Genomic DNA, 20,469 nt, shown 5'->3' with positions numbered 1-20,469 from the left:
GGACAGGGCGATGCCAGCCGTGACCCATGTCGTGCTCGTCCGCTGGCGGGCGGATGCGGACGACGCCACCCGTGCGGCGGTGCGCGCAGGCGTCCGCGGGCTCGCCGGCCCGATCCCCGGTGTCCTCGGGATCGTGGAGGGCCCCAGCGTCAGCCCGGAGGGCCTCGAGCAGGGCCACGGCTACGGGTTCGTGGTCACCTTCGCCGATGCGGCGGCCCGCGACGCGTACCTGCCGCATCCGGCGCACCTCGAGGTCGCGGCGGCGATCGGACGGGCGGCGGACGGCGTCACCGTCTTCGACATCGCCGCCGGCTGACCGCCGCGACGCCGTCAGACGCTCGGTTCGAGCTCGTCGACCTCGCCCGCGAGATCGCCCACGGCGTTGCAGAGCGCCGCGCTGAAGTCGATGAGCAGCGCGACCTGCTGCTGCAGGTGGACGGTGGCCGCCTGCACGTCGCCGGGCGCGGCGTTCGCGAAGCCCGCGTTCACCTCGTCGAGGCGCGCGGTGAAGGTGCTGAGGGCGGCGACGAGATCGGTCTGAACGCTCATGCCCCAACGCTAGAGGCTCGAGGTGCGCCCGTGATCGCCGCTGTCGACGCGGTTCACCCAGTCCGCCACGCTGCCCGGTTCGGAGTCCAGCAGCTCCCAGGGCAGCGGCGACGCGAGCTCCACCGGTTCGGGCGGGGGCACGTCGAACGGACCCTGCCGCCGGACGGTGCCGTACACGTCGATCTGGGCCGCGTTGCGCAGGCTCTGCGACACCACGCCGCCGCGCGCGCCCTCGATGCCGACGAGGCGGCGCAGGCGGGCGTTGAACGACACCGCCTCAGTCTGCCCTGCGGGGCAGCGGCCACGCGACGTCGAAGCGTTCGATCGCCGACGTGGGGACGAGCTCGAATCCGCCGCCGCGATCGTATGCGGGCAGCTCGGGAGTCGGCCGGGTCAGCCCTTGTCGTGGCCTCTCCCCCTGCCGGACCCCTTCTGGGAGCCTCTGCCCTTGCCGGGTGACGCCTTCTTCGGCGCGACCACCTCGCGCGCGGGCACGGGCGTGGCGTTCTGCGTGGCGGTCGGCTTCGCCGTCACGGAGTGGGCCGGCTCCGGGGTGTGCGTGACCGCCACGGTCGTGGGTCCTGCGCTCGTGGTGTGCCGTGCGGGTGACGGCGCCCCGGCGGCCGCCCCGAGCAGTGCCGCGCCCCCGCCGGCGAGTCCGAGCACGACCGCGATCGCGGCCGCGAGCGGCAGCAGCCCGGGACGCCCGCTCGGCACCGGCTCGACCGGGATCCGTGCGCCGACGGCGGGCAGCACCGCCGTGGGGAGCAGCGCCTCGGCGGCCACCGTCCGACCGTCCGGGTCCGGGTCCGCCACCTCCGGGACCGGCCCGGCCGGCACGAGCGCCGGCAGGGGAGCGGCCGTGGCCGCGACCACCTGCTCAGCGGTCGGACGGAGGGCGGGGTCGATGGCCGTCATGGCCTCGAGCAGCATGCGCCAGCCGCCGGTGATCCACCGCGGCAGCTCCGGGGCCCTGACCAGGCGGGCGGTCGCCGACTCCACGGCGCCGCCGGGGAAGGGGTGCTTCCCGGCCAGGGCCACGAGGGCGAGCAGGCCGAGCGAGTAGACGTCCGAGGCGGCGTCGACGGCCGCCCCGGACACCTGCTCGGGGCTCAGGTAGGCGGCGGTGCCCATGACCTGGCCGGTCGTCGTCATCGCGGTCGCGTCCTCGGTCAGCGCGATGCCGAGGTCCGCCACCTTCACGTGCCACGGGCCGGGGCCGGGCTCCCGCGTCAGCAGCAGGTTCGCCGGCTTCAGGTCGCGGTGGACGACCCCGGCGGCATGCAGCGCGGCGATCGCGGCGGCCGCGTCGTGCACGATCCGTCGCACGTCCTCGGAGGCCAGGCGCCCGCGGTGGGCCAGCAGCACGCCGAGGTCCGGGCCCCGCACGAGCTCCATCGCGAGCCAGAGCAGCGGGCCGTCGGGAGTGAGGTCGATGCCGGTGTCGTAGGCCGCGACGAGGTTCGGGTGCTGGAGCGCACCGAGCAGGCGCGCCTCCCGCCGCATCCGCTCCTGGTGCCGCGGATCGGCGGCCGTGCGCAGCAGCTTGACGGCGACGTCCCGGTCGAACCGCACGTCGCGGGCGCGGCGCACGGTGCCCATCCCGCCCGACCCGATCGCGGGACCGAGGCGGTAGCGCCCGCCGATCAGCTCGTTCGCTTCGGGCATCCGGGCAGACTAGACCGCACCCTCCCGGGGATCAGTGGTGCGACTCGCGCCAGACCCGTTCGAAGGGCAGGCGCCACGCGTACGGGGCGATGAGCTGGTGGATGGCGTTCGGGCCCCAGCTGCTGACCGCGTAGGGCCGCACGGGTGGCGGGTCGTCGAGCAGCGGCTGCGAGACCTCCCAGAGCCGCTCGATGCCCTCCGCGGTGGTGAACAGCGTGTGGTCGCCGCGCATCGCGTCCAGGATCAGGCGCTCGTAGGCCTCGAGCACGTCGCCGGCGTTCGCCTGCTCCTGCATCGAGAACTGCATCGAGATCTTGTCGAGCCGCATGCCGGGGCCGGGCCGCTTGCCGTAGAACGACAGCGACATCTTGGAGGCGTCCGCGAGGTCGAACGTGAGGTGGTCGGGCCCTTTCGCGCCGACGCCGCTGCCCGCCGGGAACATGCTGCGGGGCGGCTCCTTGAACGCGATCGAGATGATCCGCTGCCCCTCGGCCATCTTCTTGCCGGTGCGGAGGTAGAAGGGCACGCCCGCCCAGCGCCAGTTGTCGATGAAGCACTTCAGCGCGACGAAGGTCTCCGTCTCGCTCTCGGGGGAGACGCCGGGGATGTCCTTGTAGCCGACGTACTGGCCGCGGACGACGTTGTCGGGGTCGATCGGCGTCATCGAGCGGAAGACCTTGTTCTTCTCCTCGCTGATGGCCTGAGGCTCGAGGGCGGTCGGCGCCTCCATCGCGACGAACGCGAGGATCTGGAACAGGTGCGTGACCACCATGTCGCGGTAGGCGCCCGTCGACTCGTAGAAGGCGGCGCGCTGCTCGATGCCGAGGGTCTCCGGCACGTCGATCTGGATCTGCTGGATGAAGTTGCGGTTCCAGATCGGCTCGAAGAGGCCGTTGCCGAACCGGATGGCGAGGATGTTCTGCGCCGGCTCCTTGCCGAGGAAGTGGTCGATCCGGAAGATCTGCTGCTCGGTGAACGTCTGGTGCAGCCGCCGGTTCAGCTCGACCGCCGACGCGAGGTCCGTGCCGAACGGCTTCTCCATGATGATGCGGGAGCCCTCGACGAGCCGCGCGGACGCGATCGCCTCGACAGCGGCGAGCGCCGCCTTCGGCGGGACGCTCAGGTAGTGGATGCGGCGGGCATCGGGCCCGAGCCGCTCCTCGGCCTGGTGCACGGCGTGGGCGAGCGCGTCGGGACCCGCCGAGCTCGGCACGTAGTGGAGCTTCGAGGCGAAGTCGTCCCACTCCGAGTCGCTGAGGCGGCGCCGATCGAACTCGTCGAGCGCGGCCTTCGCCTGGGCGCGGTACGAGTCGTCGTCGAGCTCCTCGAGGGAGGTGCCCACGATCTCGATGTCGGGAGCGAGGGACGAGAGCACCAGGTTCGCCATCCCGGGCAGCAGCTTGCGCTTGGCGAGGTCACCGGCGGCTCCGAACAGGACGACGACGTGCGGTGCGGTCGCCTGAGCGGCCTTGACGTACTGCCGCTCCACCTGCGTCATGGTCATGGCACCAGTCTGGCCCACACCCAGGTTGCGGACAGGCGGTCCGGGCCGCCGAGGGGGGAACGCTCAGCGGGTTGTGACGATCTCCGGCAGCTCGGCGGGCGACGACGCGACCGCGATCGACCCGGCCGCCTCCGCCGGGTCGCCGTAGCCCCACGCCGCGAAGACGACCGGGATGCCGTGGACCGCCGCCCCCTCGACGTCGTGGATCCGGTCGCCGATCATCACCGGTCGGCTCGCGTCGACGCCCGCCTCGGCGAGCAGGCAGAGGGCCCACGTGATGACGTCGGCCTTCTCGCTGCGCGTCTCGTCCTCCGAGGCACCCGCGATGACGGTGAAGAGGTCGTCGAGACCGAAGTGGGCGAGGATCCGCTTCGCCTGCTGCTCCGGCTTCGAGGTCGCGACGGCGAGGGTCGGCCCCGCCGCGCGGATCGTCTCGAGCGCCTCGCGGATGCCCGGATAGGGCTGGGCGTCGAACGCGCCGGTCTCCCGGTACTCCGTGCGGTACAGGCGGAGCGCGGTCTGCGACTGCTCGGGGTCGAGGCCGGCGAGGTCGCGCAGGCCGTCGAGGATCGGCGGCCCGACGAACTCGACGAGGCGCGAGGGCGGCGGGACCGGCAGGCCCATCCGCTCGAGGGTGCGCGTCAGGGTGCTGGTGATCCCGGGGGCGGAGTCCATGATCGTGCCGTCGAGGTCGACGAGCGCGACCGTGAACGGCGCGGTCGTCTCCTCGGGCACGCCGCCACCCTAGGTGGGCGTACCTGACCGTCCGTTCCCCCAGTCCGGGCGCCGGGCGACGCGGACGGAGAGCTCTCGTCCGACTGCCGATCTCCGGAACGGGAGCGGGCTGCTTACGACCCTCCCCGGCCCCTCCGGCCGGTGACGGCGGCGCGGTGATCGATTCAGAACAGCCGGGCGGGCCCGGCCTCGACGCCGCGCATGGCGTCGTAGTCGAGGGTGAGGCAGCGGATGCCCCGGTCCTCGGCGAGCGTGCGGGCCTGCGGCTTGATCTCCTGGGCGGCGAAGACGCCGCTCACCGGCGCGAGGTGCGGATCCCGGTTCATCAGCTCGAGGTAGCGGGTGAGCTGCTCGACGCCGTCGATCTCGCCGCGGCGCTTGATCTCGACCGCGACCGCGGCGCCCTCCGGGTCCCTGGCGAGGATGTCGACCGGCCCGATCGCGGTCATGTGCTCGCGGCGGACGAGCGTGTGACCCGTGCCCAGCAGCTCGATCTGCTCGGCGAGGAGTTTCTGCAGGTCGGCCTCGACGCCGTCCTTCACGAGCCCCGGGTCCTGGCCGAGCTCGACGGTCTCGTCGACGAGGAGCTCGTGGATGCGGAGCAGCAGCACGTCGCCCGTCTTCGCGTGCCGGACGCGCCACACCTCGCGCACACCGCTGCTCAGGAGGTCCGCGTCGGGCTCCTCCGTCTCGACGGAGCAGGGCGGGCTCATCCAGTTCAGGGGCTTGTACGAGCCGCCGTCCGCGTGCACGAGCACGCTGCCGTCGGCCTTCAGCATGATCAGCCGCCGGGCGAGGGGGAGGTGCGCCGAGAGGCGCCCCGCGTAGTCGACCGAACACTCCGCCACCACGAGTCGCACGGCGAACGAGCCTAGGCCGCGTCTCCCGACCGCGCTCCGCGGGCCTGCCGGGAGCCCGGCGCACGCCGCGCCGTGAGTCAGGCGGGAGCCGCGCGAGCCACCCGGCCGGCGCGGAGCTCGGATCATAGACTCAGCCATCGTGGTCGACACCAGCTCTCGCGCACCCGTGGATCCGAACGCCGGGAGCGCCCTGCCCGCGGGGCTCGACACCGCGTCCTGGGACCCCGCCGTCCGGGTGCAGGACGACCTCTACCGCCATGTCAACGGCCGCTGGATCGCCGAGGCGACCATCCCCCCCGACCGGGCCAGGTCCGGGGCGTTCCTCGACCTGGTCGACGGCGCCGAGGCGGCCGTCCGCGAGCTGGTCGAGGAGTCGCAGCAGGCGGAGCCCGGCACCGAGTCGCGGAAGATCGGCGACCTCTACGCCTCCTTCATGGCCGAGGACCGCGTCGAGGCGCTCGGCGCCGGTCCCCTCGCCGAGCCGCTCGCGCTCGTGGCCGCCAGCCATTCCATCGCCGAGGTGCTCGACGTGCTGGGGTCGCTCGAGCGCACCGGCGCAGGCAGCCTCGTGCAGCTCTTCGTCGACAACGATCCCGGCGATCCCGGCCGCTACCTCGTCTTCTTCGAGCAGGGCGGGCTCGGCCTGCCCGACGAGCGCTACTACCGCGACGACGCCTTCCAGCCGCACCGCGACGCCTACCGCACCTTCCTCGCCACGATCTACTCGCTCGCTGGCCTCTCCGACGCGGAGACGCGCGCGGACCGCGTGCTCGCCCTCGAGACCGATATCGCCGCGCAGCACTGGGACGCCGTGCGCACCAGGGACGTGCAGGCCACCTACAACCCGATGAGCTGGGCGGCGCTCGTCGCCGAGGCCGGCGATCGCGGCGCCCTGCTCGAGTCGTGGGCGGCGGGACTGTCCGCGCCGGTCGGGGCGCTGAAGGAGATCGTCGTGCGGGAGCCGAGCTTCCTCACCGGCGTGCTGGGACTGCTCACCGCCGATCGGCTCGACGCGTGGCGCGACTGGCTCGCGGCTCGCGTCATCCGGCCGCTCGCCCCGTACCTCTCGTCCGCGTTCGTGGACGCGCACTTCGCCTTCACGGGCACGGCGCTCACCGGCGCCGAGGAGGTCAAGGCCCGGTGGAAGCGCGGTGTGGCGCTCGCCGAGGGCGTGCTCGGCGAGGCCGTCGGCCGGCTCTACGTGGAACGGCACTTCCCGCCGATCGCGAAGGTGCGGATGGACGTGCTCGTCGCGAACCTCGTCGCCGCCTACCGCTCGTCGATCGGTTCGCTGGAGTGGCTCGGCGACGAGACGCGGGCGAAGGCCCTGACCAAGCTCGCCAAGTTCACCCCGAAGATCGGCTACCCCGTCAAGTGGCGCGACTACTCGCGCCTCGAGGTCGACCCGGGCGACCTCGTCGGCAACGTGCGGCGGGCGTCCGCATTCGAGTTCGACCGCGAGCTCGGCAAGATCGGGCGCCCCGTCGACCGCGACGAGTGGTTCATGACGCCGCAGACGGTGAACGCCTACTACAACCCGGGACTCAACGAGATCGTGTTCCCGGCCGCCATCCTGCAGCCCCCGTTCTTCGATCCGGATCGGGACGACGCCGCGAACTACGGCGGCATCGGGGCGGTCATCGGCCACGAGGTCGGCCACGGCTTCGACGACCAGGGCTCGCAGTTCGACGGCGACGGTCGGCTCGAGAACTGGTGGAGCGAGGCGGACCGCTCGGCGTTCGAGGAGCGCACGAAGGCGCTCGTCGCGCAGTACGACGAGCTCGTGCCGGACGGGCTCACCGACCACGTGAACGGCGCCCTCACGATCGGCGAGAACATCGGCGACCTCGGCGGCCTCACGATCGCGTGGAAGGCCTACCTCCTGTCGCTCGAGGGCCGCGAGGCGCCGGTCGTCGACGGGTTGACGGGCGCCGAGCGCTTCTTCCTGTCCTGGGCCGCGGTCTGGCGCGAGAAGCGCCGCCAGGCCGAGGCGATCCGGCTGCTCACGATCGACCCGCACTCGCCGCCCGAGTTCCGCTGCAACCAGATCGTGCGCAACCTGGACGAGTTCCACTCCGCATTCGACGTGACCGACAAGGACGCGCTGTGGCTGGATCCGACGAAGCGGGTCACGATCTGGTGACCGCCGCGCAGGCGGAGCCCTCTCGACGGGCCCGGCTGCGCGGCGGCGATCCGGGGGCGCGCCACAAGGGCGAGGTGGTGCGCTCCGACTTCACCGACGGCTTCACCGCCCTGGCGCACCTCGCGCTCACGGGCGCGCAGGTGTCGGCGCGCGTCATCGACGTGCGCACCGGGAAGGCCCTGTTCTCGGTGGACGACCACGTCGTGCTGCCGACGGCGAGCGTCGGCAAGGTGCTGCTGCTCCTCGAGATCGCCGCGCGCCTCGACGAGCAGGTGCACTCCCGCTACGACCTGCTCGACCGCACGCCGGAGGACCTCGTCGGCGACTCCGGGGTCTGGCAGTACCTGCACGCTCCGAGCCTGCCGCTCACGGACCTCGCCGCCCTGGTCGCCGCGACGAGCGACAACCTCGCGACCAACGTGCTCCTGCGAGCGGTCGGGCTCGATGCGGTGCACGCCCGCGGGGAGTCGCTCGGGCTCAAGCGGACCGCCCTGCTCGACCGGGTGCGGGACCGCAGGGGGCCGGACGACGCCCCGCAGCTGTCCGTCGGATCCGCCGCGGAGCTCACGACCCTCTTCGCCCGCGTCGCGCGGGGCGAGGCGGTGAACCGCGCCGTGTCGTCGCGCGTCTCGGACTGGCTCGCGCTGAACACCGACCTCTCGATGGTCGCGAGCGCGTTCGCCCTCGATCCGCTGAGCCACGTGCGCAGCGACCACGGGCTCAGCCTCTTCAACAAGACCGGCAGCGACGTCGGCGTGCGCGCCGATGCCGGCGTGCTGCGCGGCCCCCGTGCCTCCGTCGCCTACACGGTGACGGTGCAGTTCGAGGACGACGTGCACATGAACCGCCTCGCGGTGCTGCAGGCGATGCGCACGATCGGGCTGGACATCCTCGAGTACGTGCACTGACGTCCTTGGCGGCCGTCGGCCCCGCTGCCTAGGGTGGCGATGAAGGAGGCGCCATGTCCCGCGTCCGTATCCACAACTTCGGTATCTCGCTCGACGGCTTCGGCACCGGTGAGGACCAGACGCTCGAGGCGCCGTTCGGGCACGCCGGCGGCCGGCTGATGTCGTGGTTCATGGCCACGTCGACCTTCCAGGCGATGCAGGGCGCGACGGGCGGCACGACCGGTTTCGACGACGCCCTGGCCGCTTCCTGGGGGCCGGACATCGCCGTCGAGATCATGGGCCGCAACAAGTTCGGGCCGCAGCGCGGCCCCTGGACCGACGACGAGTGGCGGGGATGGTGGGGCGACGAGCCGCCGTTCCACACGCCGGTGATCGTGCTCACCCACCACGCACGGCCGCCCATCGAGATGGCGGGCGGCACGACGTTCCACTTCCTCGACGCCTCACCGGAGGAGGCGCTCACCGCCGCGCGCGAGCTGGCCGACGGCGGGGACGTGCGGATCGGCGGCGGCGTGGCCACCGCGCGGCAGTTCCTCGCGGCCGGCCTGGTCGACCTGGCCCACCTCGCGGTGGTGCCGATCGTGCTCGGGCGAGGCGAACGGCTCTGGGACGGCCTGGAGGGGCTCGAGGAGCGGTACACGTTCGAGACGATCGTGGCGCCCAGCGGCGTCACCCACCTGCTCCTGCAGAGGCGCCCCTGAATCCGGTCGCCGACACGATCCGGCCGCTCGGCCCGGACACCTGGGACGCGTTCGCCGAGCTCCTCGAGCCGACGATCGCGCGGATCCGGAGATCCTGCACGACACGCCGAGCCGAAGTGCGCCGGGGCGGCGTGTCGTTCGGTTTCTCCGGAACGGCGTGAGGGGCCGCGGGTCTCAGCCGGCGAGCTCGTCCTCGCCCGGCGTCACGGCCGCACGCGTCGGCGCCTCGATGCCGAACACCGTGCCGAGGGCGTCCGTGAACCTGTCCGCCTCGCCTGCGGCCGCGAGGGCGCGGGCCCGGGTCGAGGGGGTGTGGACGAGCACGCTCGCGAGGTGCCGCATCGCGCGTTCCGTGGCGGCCGTCAGCTCGTCGCGACCGCGGAGCCGCTCGATCTCCGCCTCGACCAGCTCGAGCACGTGCGCGCGGAACGCGACCACGGCCGGGGTCACCACCGTCGCCTGCTGGTCGGCACGGTACTCCGCGACGGCCTCGGCGATGATCTCGCGCGCCTCGTCCGTCGCCTGCAGCTCGGGCAGCGGCGCGTGCAGGCTGATCGTCTCGAGGTCGAGCAGGGCGACGCCCGGCACGTCCACCACGTCGGGATCGATGTTGCGCGGCAGACCGAGGTCCACGATGAGCTGCGCGCCCTCCGTGCCGGCGGCCCTGCGCGCACGGCCGAGCCGAGCCGCGTCGAGGATCGGCGTCGTGGCGATGCTGCAGGCGAGAACCACGTCCGCGGTCGCGAGGCGCGCGGGCAGGTCCGCCGTCGCCACCGCGGTGACGCCCTCACGCCGCGCGAACCGCTCGGCGCGGCCGCTCGGCGAGTACACGCCGACCTCGGTGACGCCCCGCTCGCGGAGCGCGGCGAGCGTGGCGCCCGCGTAGGTGCCGGTGCCGATGAGCAGCACGGAGACGTCGGCCCAGTCGTCGAGCCGGCTCTCCGCGAGGTCGAGGGCGAGGCGCACGATGCTGCGGCCTGCGAGTCCGACCCGGGTGCGGTTCTGCACGCTGCTCGACGTGCGGGAGGCGCGCTGGAAGAGGCGTTCGAGGTCGCTCGTGGTGCTGCCGGAGCGGCGGGCGGCCTCGAGCGCGCGGGAGACCTGCCCCGCGATCTCGGCCTCGCCGACGACGAGGGACTCGAGGCCGCTCGAGACGGCGAACAGGTGCCCGGCGACCTCGGACCCGCTTCGCGCCGTGATCGCGGCGGCGACCGCGTCTGGCGTGACGCCGGCGGCGGACGCCGCCGCCCGGACCAACGCCTCCTCGGCCGACGAGCCGTCGTCGGTCACGTCCAGGTACGCCTCGAACCGGTTGCAGGTGGCGAGCAGCACGACGCCCTCGACGTCGGGGCGCTCGGCGGCGAAGCGCGCCATGGCCTCGGGTGAGACGATCGACAGGCGTTCGAGGAGATCGAACCCTGCGGCGCGGTAGTCCGCGGTGAGGGCTCTGAGCACCTAGGCAGTGTAGGTCGGCCGTCTCGGCGGACTGCGCGGTCAGCGGGTGCCCCGGATGGGAGGATTCCCTGTCGTGCCCGCGAATCCCTCCGAAGTGATGCCGCCGCTGCTCGCCGCGTACGCCGGCAGGCGGCAGGCGACGCCTCCGGTCTGGTTCATGCGGCAGGCGGGCCGGTCCCTCCCCGAGTACCGCGCCTCGCGGGCCCGCACGGCCATGTTGGACGCCTGCCTCGAGCCGGAGCTCGCCGCCGAGATCACGGTGCAGCCGGTGCGCCGGCACGGGGTCGACGCGGCGATCCTCTTCAGCGACATCGTCGTCCCGCTGAAGCTGGCGGGAGTCGACGTCGACATCGTGCCCGGCAGGGGACCCGTGTTCGCGCGGCCCGTGCGCACGCCCGCCGACCTGGACCACCTCGTCGCGCACGAGCTGCACCCCGAAGCGCTGGCCCCGATCGAGGCGGCCGTCGCGCGGACGGTCGAGCGGCTCGGCGCGACGCCGCTGATCGGCTTCGCCGGCGCGCCCTTCACCCTGGCGAGCTACGTCGTCGAGGGCGGCCCGTCGAAGGACCAGCTCCGCGCCCGCACGCTGCTGCACGCCGATCCGGTCGCCTGGGGGCGGTTGACGGCCTGGCTCGCGGGCGTCAGCGGAGCCTTCCTTGCCGCCCAGGTGCGGGCCGGCGCCCGGGCCGTGCAGCTGTTCGACTCGTGGGCGGGTGCACTGTCCGAAGGCGACTATCGCGCCGCGGTGCTGCCGGCATCCGCCCGCGCTCTCGCGGCCGTGCCCGGCGGGGTGCCGAAGGTGCACTTCGGCACGGGAACCGCCCTGCTGCTGCCCGCGATGCGGGACGCGGGCGCCGACGTGATCGGCGTCGACCACAGGCTGCCGCTCGACGCGGCATCCGCTCTGCTCGAGCACCGGGTGCCGCTGCAGGGCAACGTCGACCCGGCGCTGCTCGCCGCGCCCTGGCCGGTGCTCGAGCGGCATCTCGAGCAGGTGGTCACCGCCGGGGCGGCGGCACCCGCGCATGTGCTGAACCTCGGGCACGGCGTGCCGCCGACCACCGACCCGGGTGTGCTGACCCGGATCGTCGACTGGATGCACTCGCGGGTATGAGCGGCACGGCGGTCGTCGTGGGCGGCGGGGTCGGTGGCCTCGTCGCCGCCCGTCGCCTCGCCCTGCACGGCCGGCAGGTGGTGCTGCTCGAGCGGTCGGCCACGGTCGGCGGCCGCGTCGCGCGCGGCACGATCGCGGGGGTGACGGCCGACACCGGCGCGGAGAGCTTCGCGGTGCGGGGCGGGACCGTGCGGGCCCTCATCGACGACCTCGGGCTCCGTGGCGCCCTGGCCGAGCCGCGGGGGAGCGCCTGGGTGGCGCTCGCCGACCGGACGGTGCCGCTGCCCGCCGGCGGTGTGCTCGGCATCCCCGGCTCCCCCCTCGCCGAGGACGTGCGCCGGGTGATCGACGGTCACGGGGCGGCCCGGGCCTACGCCGACCGGCTGCTGCCCGTGCTCAAGGTCGGCCGCTACGAGCGTCTGGGGCCGCTGGTGCGCGGCCGGATGGGCCGGCGGGTGCTCGACCGACTCGTCGCCCCCGTCGTCGAGTCGGTGTACGGCGTCGATGCGGAGACCGTGCCGGTCGACGCGATCGCTCCGCAGCTGAACGCCGCCATCACGGTCGCCGGCTCGCTCTCCGCCGCGGTGCTGCGGCTGCGGAGTGCGGCTCCCGCCGGCAGCGCGGTGCAGGGCCTCAGGGGCGGCGTCACCCGGCTCGTGGACGCGCTCCTCGCCGACCTCGAGCGGCTCGGGGTGGACGTCCGGCTCGACGCGGAGGTGATCGGCGTGCATCCCGCGCCGGTCGGACCGGGATTCACGGTGGTCACGCCTCGTGAGGACGTCGTGGCGGACGTCGCGGTGATCGCCGTGGACGGCGCGGCCGCCCTCGACCTGCTCCGCGACGCCGCTCCGGACGTCGCCCACCTGCCCCGGCCGGAACCGTCGGTGTCTAGGTCGGTGCTGCTCGCGGTCGACGACCCCCGCCTCGACGCGATGCCGCGGGGCAGCGGGGTGCTCCGCGCATCCGGGCGCACCGATGTCACCGCGGTGGCGCTCACCCACGTGACGGCGAAGTGGGCGTGGTCGGCGGACGCGCTGCCGGCCGGCCGGCACCTGCTGCGGCTCGCCTACCGCGCTGCCGACCTCCCGGCCGAGACCCGGGTCGCGGCCGACGCGGCGGCGCTCCTCGGCCTCGTCCCGACCACGATCGTCGACCGGCTCGACACGGTCTGGGTCGACACGGCCCCGCCGCTCGCACCCGAGACGCGGGCCGCGCACCAGGCCCTGTCCGCGGCCCCGCTGCCGCAGGGCCTCGCGGTCACCGGGTCCTGGCGCTCCGGCACCGGGCTCGCGTCGGTGGTCGCGGGCGCCGAGACGGCGGCACGCGGCCTGGGCTGAGCCCCTGCCGGCGCCGCATCGTCGCGCACGGAGGATCCTGCCGGCGGCGGAGGATCCGGCGGCCCGTTCCGTCCTCCGTCCGCGACGAGATCCTCCGTTCGCGACCGCAGGCCCCGGCCGGCAGGGCCCCGGCGAGGGCGTGCACGCCGTTCGGCCCGCTCCCTGGTGATCATCGGAGAACTCCCTGATGACCGGCAGGGCCGCCGATACAGTTGGCGGACTGAACCGCGAGGGAAGGGTGGACAGCATGCAGGGCAGGATCGTGTTTCTCGCCGGTGCGGCGATCGGGTACGTCCTCGGCGCCCGCGCCGGTCGGCGTCGTTACGAGCAGATCAAGGCCGCCGGTGAGCGCCTCTGGAACGACGAGAAGGTGCAGAGCAGGGTCGACCAGGTGGTCGAGACCGTGCAAGGCTTCGTCAAGGACAAGGCGCCCGACGTCCAGGACGCGGTCGTCGGCGGAGCGAAGAAGGTGGTGTCGCAGGTGACGAAGCGCAAGAGCGACGCCAACGCGGCTTGAGGCGGGTCGGATGAGCACGACCCCACCGGACCCCGTCCGTGCTGCGCGCCCGGGACGGGACCACAGGGACGACAAGAAGTCGGTCTTCACGCTGATCGGCGAGCTTCCGAACCTGATCACGACGCTGATCCGCGACGAGATCGAGCAGATCAGGCGTGAAGCGGTCACCCGGCTGAAGACCGCGGGCATCGGCGTCGGCCTGTTCGTGGGTGCGGCGGTCTTCGCCTACTTCGCGCTCTGGGTGCTCATCGCGACGGCCATCCTCGGCATCGCGACGGCGCTCCCGCCCTGGCTCTCGGCGCTCATCGTGGGCGTCGCGCTGCTGCTGATCGCCGTGGTGCTCGGTCTGCTCGGTCTCTCGCGCGTCAAGCGCGGGGTCCCGCCGGTGCCGAAGGAAGCGGTCGACAGCGTGAAGGACGACGTGAAGGCATTCAAGGGGGTTGGGCACTATGACCGCTGACGGCAGTGACAAGGACCGCGCGCTCTCGGAGATCCGCTCCGACATCGAGGTGACGCGCCAGCGTCTCGCACAGACCCTCGACGAGATCGAGGAGCGCCTCGACGTGCCCAAGCGCGTGAAGAAGGCGGTCGCCGAAGGGCGTGAGCGCTTCGACACGATGCGCGAGGACAACCCGGCGCTCGTCTACGGCGTGCTGGGCGGAGCGGCCGCCGTGGTGGTCGGCCTGGGAGCGCTCGTGATCCGTGGCGCACGGCGCTGATCCGCTGATCCGATCCGAGAACGAGGGCGCCCCCACGCGGGGGCGCCCTCGTTCTGCGCGGACCCCCGGTCGTCGTGGGGCACACTGGACGGTGCCCCCCGCACCGCAGCGGTGGCGGGCGGGTGCCGCGACGGCGTCCTCCGCCCCTGACCCCGCCGATCGGCGGCAGCGCGATCCGCGCCGCCGGAAAGAGGACCGAACGCACCATGACCGATTCCGGGTACACGCTCTGGGCCGTGCTGCGTCGTGATCCGGCCGCAAGCGACCAGGGCACGGACGCCGCGGTGGCGGAGCTCGAGAGGGCCGTCGAGGAGCTCTCCGGCTCGGGTGTGACGCTGCGCGGCCTCTACGACGTCTCCGGCCTCCGCGCGGACGCCGACCTCATGGTCTGGCTGCACGGCGACGAACCGGCCGGCCTGCAGGCCGCGCTGCGCCGGCTCCGCCGCACGGCGCTGCTGAAGCCCCTGCTCCCGACGTGGAACGCGATGGGCGTGCACCGCGACGCCGAGTTCAACCGCAGCCACGTGCCCGGATTCCTGCGCGGGGAGGCGGCTCGGGGCTGGCTCGTCGTCTACCCGTTCAACCGGTCCTACGACTGGTACGTGCTGCCCGAGGCCGACCGGTCCCGGATGCTCGCCGAGCACGGGCGCAAGGGCGCGGCGTACCGGTCCGTGGTCGCGAACACCGTCGCGGCCTTCGCGCTGGGCGACTACGAGTGGATCCTGCCCATGGAGTCGGACTCCCTCACCGACCTCGTCGACATGATGCGCGACCTGCGGGCCACCGATGCGCGTCTGCACGTGCGCGAGGAGGTCCCGTTCTTCACGGGCCGCCGCATCGCCGTCGCCGAGGTGCCGGAGGTGCTGCGCTGATGGCCGCCGAGCACGTCGTCCGCGCCGCGAGCGACGCCGCGAAGCACGGGCCGGAGCACACCGATCGGCCGGTCGCGTACGACGCGATCCTGCTCGCGAGCTTCGGGGGCCCGGAGGGGCAGGACGACGTCCTGCCTTTCCTCCGCAACGTGACCCGCGGCCGCGGCATCCCGGACGAGCGCCTCGAGGAGGTCGCTCACCACTACCGGGCCTTCGGCGGCGTGAGCCCGATCAACGGGCAGAACCGCGCGCTCAAGGCCGCGCTCGAGTCCGAGCTCGCGCGGCGCGGGGTCGACCTGCCCGTCTACTGGGGCAACCGCAACTGGGATCCGTACCTGAACGGTGCTCTGCTGCAGGCCGTCGCGGACGGCCGCCGAACGGTGATCGCCATCGCGACGAGCGCCTACAGCTCGTACTCGTCGTGCCGGCAGTACCGGGAGGACTTCGCCAGGGCGCTCGACGAGACCGGACTCGAGGGCGAGCTCGTGATCGACAAGGTGCGGCAGTACTTCGACCACCCCGGATTCGTCGCGCCGTTCGTCACGGGCGTGGAGCGCGGCCTCGCCGAGGTCGAGGAGCGGCTGCCCGGTGTCGAGCTGACGCACGAGGTACGGGTGCTGTTCTCGACCCACTCGATCCCCTCCGCCGACGCCGAGCGCAGCGGACCTGCGTTCCGGGGGTTCGGTGCGGGCGGCGCCTACGAGGCGCAGCACCGCGCCGTCGCCGACGTCGTCATGCAGCGTGCGGGCCGGGGGGTCGAGTGGGAGCTCGTCTTCCAGTCGCGCAGCGGGCCGCCCAGCCAGCCCTGGCTCGAGCCCGACGTGAACGACGCGATCCGCCGGCTCGCCGGCGAGGGCGTGCGTGCCGTCGTGATCGTCCCGCTCGGCTTCGTGTCGGACCACATGGAGGTCATGTGGGACCTCGACACGGAGGCGATGAGGACCGCGGACGAGGTCGGCGTGATCGCCGTGCGCACGCCGACGCCGGGGATCGACCCCGCCTACGTGTCCGGGCTCGTCGATCTCGTGCTCGAGCGCCGCGACGGGCTGCCCGCCGCCGAGCGGCCGGCCGAGACCGACCTCGGCCCCTGGTACGACGTGTGCCGATCCGGATGCTGCGAGAACGCGCGGCTCGGGTTCCGGCCGGTGGTGGCCGGCCTCACGCCGTGACCATCCGCATCGGTACCCGCGGCAGCGCCCTCGCCCTCGCGCAGGCGAATGCCGTGGCGACCGCGATCGAGGCGCAGGGCGAGGCGTGCGAGCTCGTCGTCGTGCGGACCGAGGGCGACGTGTCGCAGGCGTCGCTCGCGCAGATCGGCGGCACGGGAGTCTTCGCGGGTGCCCTGCGCCGCAGCCTCGCCGCCGGGGAGTGCGACCTGGTGGTGCACTCCCTGAAGGACCTGCCGGTGCTGCCCGTGCCCGGGCTCGTCGTCGCCGGGATCCCCGCGCGGGAGGACGCCCGCGACGCGCTCTGCGCCCGCGACGGCCTCACCCTCGACACGCTCCCCGTCGGCGCGGTCGTCGGCACGGGTTCTCCCCGCCGCCGTGCCCAGCTGATCGAGAGGCGCCCCGACCTCGACGTGCGCGACCTGCGCGGCAACGTGGACACCCGCCTGGCGCGGGTCGCCGAGGGCCGGCTCGACGCGGTCGTGCTCTCGCTCGCCGGCCTGACTCGGCTGGGGCGCACGGCGGCGGTGACCGAGGTCCTGCCGCTCGAGACCTGGCCGACGGCGGCCGGGCAGGGGGCGCTCGGCCTCGAGATCCGCGCCGACGACGCCGCCTCGCTCGACACCGCGCACCCGGCGCCCGTCGCCGTGGCGGTGCGGCGGCTCACGGATCCGCTCGACATGGCGGCCGCGACGGCGGAACGGGCCGTGCTCGGCCGGCTGGAGGCCGGCTGCGTCGCGCCGATCGGCGTGGCGAGCGCGGTCGAGGACGGCGGCATCGCCCTCTGGGCCAGCGTGCACGAGCCCGGCGGCGGGCGGCGGCTGGACCGCCGCATCGAACGTCCCGCGAGCGCCACGGACCGGGTCGCCGTGCTGACCGCCGCGGCGCATCGACTCGCCGACGACCTGCTCGACGCGGGCGCAGGTGCGCTCGCACCCCTTGGAGGTGCCGCATGACCACGGACAAACCGCTGCGCGGCTGGACCGTGCTCGTGCCCCGCGGAGGACCGTGGGGCGACGGGGTCGCCGCTGAGCTCCGAGCGCGTGGCGCCTCACCCGTCGTCGCGCCGTCCATCAACTTCGCCGGCACCGACGACTCCACCGCGCTCACCGGCGCGCTCGAGCGGCTCGAGGCCGGCGAGTTCCACTGGATGAGCGTCACGAGCGCCACGACCGTCGACGTGCTCTCGGCCCACGGCGTGCGCATCCCGGAGAGCACGAAGGTCGCCGCCGTGGGGGAGACCACGGCCGCGGCGCTCACCGCCGCCGGCTACCGCGTCGACTTCACCCCGCGCCGCGACAACTCCGCCGCCGGGCTGCTCGCCGAGTGGGCGGACGCCACGGGCGGCGCCGAGCACCTGAAGATCCTCGCGCTGCGCAGCGACATCGCGAAGCCGGTGCTCACCGACGGCCTCCGCGCCGCGGGTCACGACGTCGCGTCGGTCGTCGCCTACCGCACCGTCGGCGTGCCGATCGCGCCGGACATCGTCGCGGACGTGGCCGCCGGCCGCTTCGACGCGATCCTCGTCACGTCCGGCAGCGTCGCGAACCAGATCGCGCTGCAGATCGGCCTCGTGCCTTCGCGCACGGTCCTCGCCTGCATCGGGCCGCGCACGTCGGCGGATGCGGAGGCCGCGGGCCTGCGTGTGGACCTCGTCGCCCGAGAGCGGTCGAGCGCGTCGCTCATCCGCACGCTCGAGGAGCTCGCGGCGCACCGCAAGGACCAGATCCAGGAGCCGGGGCGCCTCGCATGAACCCGCTGACCGTCCGCCCGCGGCGCCTGCGGCAGTCCGCCGCCGTGCGCCGCCTGATGGCCGAGACCCGGCTCGATCCGGCGCAGCTCGTGCTGCCGATGTTCGTGAAGGAGGGCATCGACGAGCCGAGACCGATCGCGTCCATGCCGGGGGTCGGGCACCACTCGCTCGACAGCCTGCGCGCGGCCGCGGTCGAGGCGGCGGAGGCCGGCCTCGGCGGTCTCATGCTGTTCGGCATCCCGCGGGAGCGGGACGCGGTCGGATCCGGTGCGACCGATCCCGACGGGATCCTCAACGTCGCGACCCGCGTCGTCGCGGCCGAGGTCGGCGACGCCCTCGTCGTGCAGACGGACCTCTGCCTCGACGAGTTCACCGACCACGGCCACTGCGGCGTGCTCGCCGACGACGGCTCCGTCGACAACGACGCGACGCTCGAGCGGTACAGCGACATGGCGCTCGCCCAGGCCGAGGCGGGCTCGGCGCTGCTCGGCCTCTCCGGGATGATGGACGGCCAGGTCGCGGCGGTGCGGGAGGCGCTCGACGCCGCGGGCCGCAGCGACGTGCTGCTGCTCGGCTACGCCGCGAAGTACGCCTCGAGCTTCTTCGGGCCGTTCCGCGAGGCCGTGGAGTCCGCGCTGGAGGGTGATCGCCGCACCTACCAGCTCGACCCCGCCAACCGGCGGGAGGGCCGCCGCGAGGCGGTGCTCGACATCGAGCAGGGTGCCGACGTCGTGATGGTGAAGCCGGCGATGAGCTACCTCGACGTGCTCGCCGACGTGGCCGCCACCAGCCCCGTGCCGGTGTGGGCCTACCAGGTGTCCGGCGAGTACGCGATGGTCGAGGCGGCCGCGGCGAACGGCTGGATCGATCGCGAGCGCACGGTGCTCGAGACGATCACGGGCATCCGACGGGCCGGTGCCGACGCCGTGCTCACCTACTGGGCCGTCGAGGTGGCCGGCTGGCTGCGGGCACGATGACGCCGACGAACGCGGAGCTCTTCGACCGCGCGCGCAAGGTCATCCCCGGCGGCGTGAACTCGCCGGTGCGGGCCTACGGGTCCGTCGGCGGCACGCCGCGGTTTCTCGCCGCAGCGAGGGGCCCGCACGTGATCGACGCCGCCGGGCGGGAGTACGTCGACCTCGTGGCGAGCTGGGGTCCCGCGATCCTGGGCCACGCCCACCCCGCCGTCGTCGAGGCGGTGCAGCGGGCCGCCGAGCGCGGCCTCTCGTTCGGCGCACCGACCGAGGGCGAGGTCGAGCTGGCGGAGCTGGTGCGCGGCCGGGTCGTCCGCGACGGGCGGGCGCCGATCGAGCGCCTCCGCCTCGTCTCGACGGGCACCGAGGCGACGATGACCGCCATCCGGCTCGCTCGCGGGTTCACGGGCCGCGACCTGATCGTCAAGTTCGCGGGCCACTACCACGGGCACTCCGACGGCCTGCTCGCCGAGGCGGGCTCCGGCGTCGCGACGCTCGCCCTGCCGGCCTCGGCGGGCGTGCCGGCCGCGATCGCGGCGCAGACGCTGGTGCTGCCCTACAACGACGAGGCGGCGCTGCGCCTGGCGTTCGCCACGCATGCCGGACGCATCGCCGCCGTGATCACGGAGGCGGCCGCCGCGAACATGGGCGTCGTCGTGCCGGAGCCCGGCTTCAACCGGACGATCGCGGAGATCGCGCACGCCGACGGCGCGCTGCTCGTCTCCGACGAGGTGCTGACCGGGTTCCGGGTCTCGCCGGGCGGCTGGTGGGCGCTCGAGCCCGGCGGACCGGTCGACGTCGACCTCATCACCTTCGGCAAGGTGATCGGCGGCGGCATGCCGCTCGCCGCGCTCGGCGGCCGCGCGGATGTCATGGAGTGGCTCGCGCCGCAGGGACCCGTGTACCAGGCGGGGACGCTGTCCGGGAACCCGGTGGCCGTCGCCGCCGGCCTCGCGACCCTGCGGGCCGCCGACGCGGACGTCTACGCGCGGATCGACGCGGCCGCCGAACGCCTCATCGGTGCGGTGGACCGGGCACTCACCGACGCCGGTGTGCCGCACGCCGTCCCGCGCGCGGGCAACCTCTTCAGCGTCGTGTTCGGCGCCACCGAGCCGCCGAAGGACTACGACCAGGTGCGTGCCCAGGAGGGGTGGCGGTATCCGCCGTTCTTCCACGCGATGCTCGACGCCGGCGTGAGCCTGCCGCCGAGCGTGTTCGAGGCGTGGTTCGTCACGGCCGCCCACGACGAGGCGGCGCTCGGGCGCATCGTCGAGGCGCTCCCGTCGGCGGCGCGAGCGGCCGCGTCGGCATAGGGCGCAACCCGGCGGCCTCGTGAGAGGGTCGCAGCATGGCGACCTCGAGGGTGCTTGCAGACGACGACCGGTTCCGCATCGTCGAGTGGACCGTCGAGCCCGGTGACGCGATCGAGATGCACACGCACGAGCTCGACTACGCGGTCATCGGCGTCGAGCGCTCGGCGATGTGGGCGATCTC

Annotated in this window: 22 protein-coding genes; 15 read left to right on the top strand and 7 right to left on the bottom strand. The window is 73.8% G+C overall.

Going from position 1 to position 20,469, the window contains the following annotated elements; genetic code table 11:
- The first annotated feature begins 10 nt into the window (after nucleotides 1-10).
- The gene (locus tag JWQ92_RS07520) at nucleotides 11-316 is read left to right on the top strand and encodes a Dabb family protein (RefSeq protein ID WP_297343845.1); all 306 of its coding nucleotides are present in this window, start codon (nucleotides 11-13) and stop codon (nucleotides 314-316) included.
- A gap of 14 nt (nucleotides 317-330) precedes the next feature.
- On the opposite strand, the gene JWQ92_RS07515 is transcribed toward JWQ92_RS07520, so the two are convergent.
- From JWQ92_RS07515 to nucS, 6 genes are all read right to left on the bottom strand, one after another.
- Nucleotides 331-549 (bottom strand): hypothetical protein, encoded by a 219-nt coding sequence (locus JWQ92_RS07515; protein ID WP_297343844.1) that lies wholly within the window; start codon nucleotides 547-549, stop codon nucleotides 331-333.
- Between the two features lie 9 nt (nucleotides 550-558).
- A complete protein-coding gene (locus tag JWQ92_RS07510; RefSeq protein ID WP_297343843.1) occupies nucleotides 559-822 on the bottom strand; it encodes a hypothetical protein in 264 nt (87 codons plus the stop codon).
- A 120-nt stretch (nucleotides 823-942) separates the two neighbouring features.
- Nucleotides 943-2,217, bottom strand: a complete 1,275-nt coding sequence (locus JWQ92_RS07505; RefSeq protein ID WP_297343842.1) for a serine/threonine-protein kinase — start codon at nucleotides 2,215-2,217, stop codon at nucleotides 943-945.
- Nucleotides 2,218-2,248: 31 nt separating this feature from the next.
- Nucleotides 2,249-3,715 carry a glucose-6-phosphate dehydrogenase gene (gene zwf / locus JWQ92_RS07500; protein WP_297343868.1) on the bottom strand — a complete coding sequence of 489 codons (1,467 nt, stop codon included), beginning with the start codon at nucleotides 3,713-3,715 and terminating at the stop codon, nucleotides 2,249-2,251.
- A 69-nt stretch (nucleotides 3,716-3,784) separates the two neighbouring features.
- Nucleotides 3,785-4,456, bottom strand: coding sequence for an HAD hydrolase-like protein (locus tag JWQ92_RS07495; protein WP_297343841.1), 672 nt, complete (start codon nucleotides 4,454-4,456; stop codon nucleotides 3,785-3,787).
- A gap of 164 nt (nucleotides 4,457-4,620) precedes the next feature.
- A complete protein-coding gene (gene nucS / locus JWQ92_RS07490; protein WP_297343840.1) occupies nucleotides 4,621-5,316 on the bottom strand; it encodes an endonuclease NucS in 696 nt (231 codons plus the stop codon).
- 190 nt (nucleotides 5,317-5,506) lie between these two features.
- Here nucS and JWQ92_RS07485 point away from each other — a divergent pair, with 190 nt between their 5' ends.
- The 3 genes from JWQ92_RS07485 to JWQ92_RS07475 are packed head-to-tail and all read left to right on the top strand — an operon-like array spanning nucleotide 5,507 to nucleotide 9,068.
- Complete coding sequence (locus JWQ92_RS07485) at nucleotides 5,507-7,459, top strand: M13-type metalloendopeptidase (RefSeq protein WP_297343867.1); 1,953 nt, start codon at nucleotides 5,507-5,509, stop codon at nucleotides 7,457-7,459.
- Nucleotides 7,423-8,367, top strand: a complete 945-nt coding sequence (locus JWQ92_RS07480) for a serine hydrolase (RefSeq protein WP_297343839.1) — start codon at nucleotides 7,423-7,425, stop codon at nucleotides 8,365-8,367. The genes JWQ92_RS07485 and JWQ92_RS07480 overlap by 37 nt, the downstream gene beginning before the upstream one ends.
- A gap of 53 nt (nucleotides 8,368-8,420) precedes the next feature.
- Nucleotides 8,421-9,068 (top strand): dihydrofolate reductase family protein, encoded by a 648-nt coding sequence (locus JWQ92_RS07475; protein ID WP_297343838.1) that lies wholly within the window; start codon nucleotides 8,421-8,423, stop codon nucleotides 9,066-9,068.
- Nucleotides 9,069-9,242: 174 nt separating this feature from the next.
- Here JWQ92_RS07475 and JWQ92_RS07470 read toward each other — a convergent pair whose 3' ends face one another.
- Nucleotides 9,243-10,523 (bottom strand): glutamyl-tRNA reductase, encoded by a 1,281-nt coding sequence (locus JWQ92_RS07470; RefSeq protein WP_297343837.1) that lies wholly within the window; start codon nucleotides 10,521-10,523, stop codon nucleotides 9,243-9,245.
- Nucleotides 10,524-10,620: 97 nt separating this feature from the next.
- Here JWQ92_RS07470 and hemE point away from each other — a divergent pair, with 97 nt between their 5' ends.
- The 11 genes from hemE to hemL all read left to right on the top strand — a co-directional run bounded on the left by hemE (nucleotide 10,621) and on the right by hemL (nucleotide 20,288).
- Nucleotides 10,621-11,637 (top strand): uroporphyrinogen decarboxylase, encoded by a 1,017-nt coding sequence (gene hemE / locus JWQ92_RS07465; RefSeq protein ID WP_297343866.1) that lies wholly within the window; start codon nucleotides 10,621-10,623, stop codon nucleotides 11,635-11,637.
- Nucleotides 11,634-12,974, top strand: coding sequence for an FAD-dependent oxidoreductase (locus tag JWQ92_RS07460; RefSeq protein WP_297343836.1), 1,341 nt, complete (start codon nucleotides 11,634-11,636; stop codon nucleotides 12,972-12,974). The genes hemE and JWQ92_RS07460 overlap by 4 nt, the downstream gene beginning before the upstream one ends.
- A 187-nt stretch (nucleotides 12,975-13,161) precedes the next feature.
- Entirely contained in the window at nucleotides 13,162-13,491 is a 330-nt protein-coding gene (locus JWQ92_RS07455; RefSeq protein WP_297343835.1) for a YtxH domain-containing protein, read from the top strand.
- A 10-nt stretch (nucleotides 13,492-13,501) separates the two neighbouring features.
- A complete protein-coding gene (locus JWQ92_RS07450) occupies nucleotides 13,502-13,951 on the top strand; it encodes a phage holin family protein (RefSeq protein ID WP_297343834.1) in 450 nt (149 codons plus the stop codon).
- A complete protein-coding gene (locus JWQ92_RS07445; RefSeq protein WP_297343833.1) occupies nucleotides 13,941-14,210 on the top strand; it encodes a DUF3618 domain-containing protein in 270 nt (89 codons plus the stop codon). Before JWQ92_RS07450 ends, JWQ92_RS07445 begins: the two co-directional genes overlap by 11 nt.
- Before the next feature lie 206 nt (nucleotides 14,211-14,416).
- Nucleotides 14,417-15,082: a hydrogen peroxide-dependent heme synthase gene (hemQ, locus tag JWQ92_RS07440; RefSeq protein ID WP_297343832.1), complete on the top strand. Its 666-nt coding sequence runs from the start codon at nucleotides 14,417-14,419 to the stop codon at nucleotides 15,080-15,082.
- Nucleotides 15,082-16,251 carry a ferrochelatase gene (locus JWQ92_RS07435; protein WP_297343831.1) on the top strand — a complete coding sequence of 390 codons (1,170 nt, stop codon included), beginning with the start codon at nucleotides 15,082-15,084 and terminating at the stop codon, nucleotides 16,249-16,251. Before hemQ ends, JWQ92_RS07435 begins: the two co-directional genes overlap by 1 nt.
- Nucleotides 16,248-17,204 carry a hydroxymethylbilane synthase gene (gene hemC / locus JWQ92_RS07430; RefSeq protein ID WP_297343830.1) on the top strand — a complete coding sequence of 319 codons (957 nt, stop codon included), beginning with the start codon at nucleotides 16,248-16,250 and terminating at the stop codon, nucleotides 17,202-17,204. Before JWQ92_RS07435 ends, hemC begins: the two co-directional genes overlap by 4 nt.
- On the top strand, nucleotides 17,201-18,001 hold the full coding sequence (locus JWQ92_RS07425) for a uroporphyrinogen-III synthase (protein ID WP_297343829.1): 801 nt from the start codon (nucleotides 17,201-17,203) through the stop codon (nucleotides 17,999-18,001). Before hemC ends, JWQ92_RS07425 begins: the two co-directional genes overlap by 4 nt.
- A complete protein-coding gene (gene hemB / locus JWQ92_RS07420; protein ID WP_297343828.1) occupies nucleotides 17,998-18,978 on the top strand; it encodes a porphobilinogen synthase in 981 nt (326 codons plus the stop codon). Before JWQ92_RS07425 ends, hemB begins: the two co-directional genes overlap by 4 nt.
- Nucleotides 18,975-20,288, top strand: coding sequence for a glutamate-1-semialdehyde 2,1-aminomutase (gene hemL / locus JWQ92_RS07415; RefSeq protein ID WP_297343827.1), 1,314 nt, complete (start codon nucleotides 18,975-18,977; stop codon nucleotides 20,286-20,288). The genes hemB and hemL overlap by 4 nt, the downstream gene beginning before the upstream one ends.
- Nucleotides 20,289-20,469: the final 181 nt, after the last annotated feature.

This window comes from Amnibacterium sp. (assembly GCF_025463795.1).
Lineage (GTDB): Bacteria > Actinomycetota > Actinomycetes > Actinomycetales > Microbacteriaceae > Amnibacterium.
This window is presented reverse-complemented; position numbering and strand designations above follow the sequence as displayed.